Source organism: uncultured Allobosea sp., from assembly GCF_945956895.1.
Lineage (GTDB): Bacteria > Pseudomonadota > Alphaproteobacteria > Rhizobiales > Beijerinckiaceae > Allobosea.
Genome location: NZ_CAMFJF010000158.1, coordinates 1 through 2641 on the forward strand (window position 1 = coordinate 1; position 2641 = coordinate 2641).

Sequence of the window (2641 nt, forward strand, 5' to 3'; positions counted from 1 at the left end):
CTTCGACCATTCGAAGGCCTGCATGCCGACGAAGGTCGCGCCGAGAAGGGCGGTCACCAGCATCAGGATCGCGGTCTTCCTGCGGTCGCGGCGGTAGCCGAAATTGACCGCCATCGCCATCGTGCCGCTGCTGCTGATCAGGACGAAGGTCATGATGGCGATCAGGATCAGCGGAAGATGATGGCCACCGATCTCGAGAGCGAAGACCTCGCTCGGATTGGGCCAGGGCACCACCGTCGACATCCTGACCGTCATGTAGCCAATGAGGAAGGTGCCGAAGATGAAGGTGTCGCTGAGCAGGAAGACCCACATCATGGCCTTTCCCCAGGAGACGTTCTTGAAGGCCTGCTGATCGGACGACCAGTCGGCCACGATGCCGCGCCAGCCGGCGGGGCGGACGGCGTCTGTACTCACGGCAGTCGGCGCAATCTCGTTCATCGGCCCCTCCAGGCTCGGAGCTCTAGGTCAGCAATCCCCGGCAGATCTCGATGATGTTGTCCGTCCAGCGCATCAGAACGCTGAACAGGACGAGCCAGACCAGCAGCAGGAAATGCCAGTAGATGGCGCAGAGCTCGACGCTGAGGGTGAGCTCGGGCGGAATGTCCGCGTCGACGTCCTTCGGGGCGGCGAACGCCCTGGCGGAGGTTCGCCCCAGCGCGACGAGCCCGCCGGCCAGATGGGCGCCGTGAATGGCCGTGACCAGATAGAAGAAGGCACTGGCGGGGTTGGCTGCGGCGAAATAGCCAGAGACGGCAAGCGCGCGCCATGCCAGCGCCTGGGCGAACAGGAAGGCGAGCGAGCAGACGCCCGCGGCGAGAAGACTGGAGCGGAGCGGGCTGCGCTCGTCGCAACGCGCGGCGATCACCGCCATGTGCAGGGCGGTGCTCGCCAGGATCAGCAGCCCGGTGCTGAACCAGAGCGCGGTCGGCATCGGTAGCGCGCGCCAATCCGCTACGCCCATGCGCATCGAATACGCGCTGATCAGAAGTGCGAAGAGCGAGCTGGCGACGACGAGGAATGTGCCGAGACCGAGCTTCGCCGTTGCGGACGAGGTCGGCTGAGGGGCGTCGCCTATCACGCCGACTTCAAGCCAGGGCTTTGCCGTCAGGCGCTGGCGCGAGAGCCACCAGCCGGCGAAAGCTGCCATGATGACGATGAACCCGAGGACCACGCCCATGGCGGCATCTCCTCACCCGGTCCGTGGAGCCGGCGGCGGCTGGTTCTGCGGCAGGAAGTCCTCCGCGGCGCCCGGCACGCTGTAGTCATAGGCCCAGCGATAGACCACCGGCAGGGTCTTGCCCCAGTTGCCATGGGCGGGCGGCGTCTGCGGCGTCTGCCATTCCAGCGTGGTCGCGCGCCAGGGGTTGCCGCCCGCGGGTCGGCCTCGCCCGAGGCTCCAGACGAGATTGAACACGAAGACAAGCTGGGCGGCGCCGACGATCAGGGCAACGACCGTGATGAATTCGTTCAGCGTCAGCGCCGATGGCGGAACGAAGGCCATCGCACCGATCTCGTGATAGCGGCGCGGCACGCCCATCAGCCCGATATAGTGCATCGGGAAGAAGATCAGATAGGCGCCGAGGAAGGTGATCCAGAAATGGAGCTTGCCGAGCCCGTCGCTAAGCATGCGCCCGGTGACCTTCGGATACCAATGGTAGATCGCCCCGAAGATCACCAGGATCGGCGCGACGCCCATCACCATATGGAAATGCGCCACGACGAACATCGTGTCGGAGAGCGGCACGTCGACGACGACATTGCCGAGGAACAGACCGGTGAGCCCGCCATTCACGAAGGTGACGATGAAGCCGAGCGCGAACAGCATCGGCACGGTGAAGTGGATATCGCCCCGCCAGAGGGTGAGCACCCAGTTATAGACCTTGATCGCGGTAGGGATCGCGATGATCAGCGTCGTGGTGGCGAAGAAGAACCCGAAGGCGGGGTGCATGCCGCTGACATACATGTGGTGCGCCCAGACGACGAAGCTGAGCGCGCCGATCGCGATCAGCGCCCACACCATCATGCGGTAGCCGAAGATGTTCTTGCGCGCATGAGTGCTGATCAGGTCGGAGACGATGCCGAAGGCCGGCAGCGCCACGATGTAGACCTCCGGGTGTCCGAAGAACCAGAACAGGTGCTGGAACAGGATCGGGCTGCCGCCCTTATAGGCCAGTTGCTCGCCCATCGCGACGATGGCCGGCATGAAGAAGCTCGTGCCGATCAGCCGGTCGAGCAGCATCATCACGGCACCGACGAAGAGCGCGGGGAAGGCGAGCAGCGCCATGACGGTGGCCGTGAAGATGCCCCAGATGGTCAAGGGCATGCGCATCAGCGTCATCCCCCTGGCGCGCCCCTGCAGCACGGTCACGACGTAGTTCAGCCCGCCCATGGTGAAGCCGATGATGAAGAGGATCAGCGAGACGAGCATCACGACGATGCCCCATTGCTGGCCGGGCGTGTTGGCGAGGATCGACTGGGGCGGATAGAGGGTCCATCCCGCCCCGGTCGGCCCGCCCGGCACGAAAAAGCCGACGAGCAGCACCAGCACGGCGAGGAAATAGATCCAGAAGCTGAGCATGTTCACATAGGGGAACACCATGTCCCGCGCGCCGAGCATCAGCGGGATCAGGTAGTTGCCGAA

Annotated in this window: 3 protein-coding genes; all 3 read right to left on the reverse strand. The window is 64.7% G+C overall.

Annotated features, from left to right (window positions below; translation table 11 throughout):
• Positions 1–438: cytochrome c oxidase subunit 3 (locus Q0Q02_RS23735; protein ID WP_293813286.1), on the reverse strand; the 438-nt coding region annotated here is incomplete at its 3' end.
• 22 nt (positions 439–460) lie between these two features.
• Positions 461–1177: a cytochrome c oxidase subunit 3 gene (locus Q0Q02_RS23740; protein WP_293813288.1), complete on the reverse strand. Its 717-nt coding sequence runs from the start codon at positions 1175–1177 to the stop codon at positions 461–463.
• Positions 1178–1189: 12 nt separating this feature from the next.
• A partial coding sequence (locus Q0Q02_RS23745; RefSeq protein WP_293813290.1) for a cbb3-type cytochrome c oxidase subunit I occupies positions 1190–2641 on the reverse strand: 1452 nt, incomplete at its 5' end.

Coding starts and splice junctions, on each gene's coding strand:
- Q0Q02_RS23740 (WP_293813288.1), bottom strand. CDS start 1,177: ATGGGCGTGGTCCTCGGGTTCATCGTCATCATGGCAGCTTTCGCCGGC.